General features: G+C 58.3%; 1 protein-coding gene. It reads left to right on the forward strand.

All coding sequences use genetic code 11. The features are described 5' to 3' along the window. The first annotated feature begins 34 nt into the window (after positions 1 to 34). Positions 35 to 1,288, forward strand: a complete 1,254-nt coding sequence (locus AC6ROY_RS25345) for an efflux RND transporter periplasmic adaptor subunit (RefSeq protein ID WP_500103313.1) — start codon at positions 35 to 37, stop codon at positions 1,286 to 1,288. Positions 1,289 to 1,347 lie beyond the last annotated feature (59 nt).

Consider the following 1,347-nt stretch of genomic DNA (forward strand, 5'->3'; position numbering starts at 1 on the left):
CCAGACAGATACAGGGAAAAGGAGAATTTAATCCATGAATCCGACGCAGACAAACAGATTGAAGCCAAGCATCAAACTGGCGGGTGCCGTGCTCCTGACGACGGCGTTGCTGGCGGGCTGCTCGGCCCAGCCGGCTCCGCAGCCGGCCGCCAGCGCCGAAGCGCAGGTGAAGACGGTCAAGGCCGCTCCGATTGAGAAAAAGAAAATCGGGGAGCCGCTGGAGCAGGTTGCAGACGTGACCTCGTCCATTCAGATGAACATCGTCACCAAGGTGAACGGCGACGTGCTCGAAATCGTCAAAAAGCGCGGCGACTACGTCCAGAAGGATGAGGTGCTGTTCCGCATCGACCCGACCGACCTGAACATTCAGAAGGAAAAAGCGCAAATTTCGCTGGACGGCTACCGGGATCAGATGGATAAGGCGCGCAAGGATACGGCCGACGGCAAGCAGGATGCAAGAAACGGCATTGCCAAGCTGGAGGCAGCCATTCAGGATGCCGAGAAAAGCTACAGCAAGCTGCGCAACGACTATGACCTTGGGCTGGTAACCAAAATCCAGCTGGAGCAAACGGAGACGCAGCTGAACAATATGAAGCTGGATCTGGAGGGCGCGCGCAGCAAGCTCAAGACGCTGGAGAGCACCAACGCGCTGTCCCAGCTGGAGCAGGGCGTGCAGACGGCTAGCGTGTCGCTGCGCGAGCTGGATCGCAGTCTGAGCTACACGGAAGTGAAGGCGACCGTCAGCGGCGTGCTGACCGAGCTGCCGATTGAGGTCGGCATGACGATGAGTCCGGGCAGCCATGCGGCCACGATTCAGCAGCTTGACCCGGTTAAAATCAAAGCGGAGCTGACCGAGGAAGCCGCCGCACTCATTCGCGGCAAAGCGGAGCTGACGTTTTACGTGCCGGGTGTGACCGAGCGGGCGAAAGCCAAGGTCAGCTACCTGGCGGATGTGATGGGCGCCCAATCCAAGTCGTATTCGCTGGAGCTGGAGGTGCCGAACGCGGACCGCAAGCTGAAGCCGGGAACGAAGGCGCAAATTTTGCTGACCGAGGACCAGGACCAGATCGTCGTCACCATCCCGTCGAACAGCGTCGTGCGCGAAGGCGGCGATACGTATGTATACGTGCTGACCGGCGGCGACACCGCCGAAAAACGCAAGGTGCAGCTCGGCCGTCTGAACGAGACGATCCAGGAGGTGCTCTCCGGCGTGAAGGAAGGCGAGCAGTTGATTATTTCCGGTCAGAACCAATTGAAGGACAAAGAAAAAGTACAGCTTGCGAAGTAATATAAGAAGTATGCAAAAGAGGAAGAGAAAGTCAGCCAGCAAGTCCAGACTTTGACAGG

Source organism: Paenibacillus sp. sg306046 (assembly GCF_059821225.1).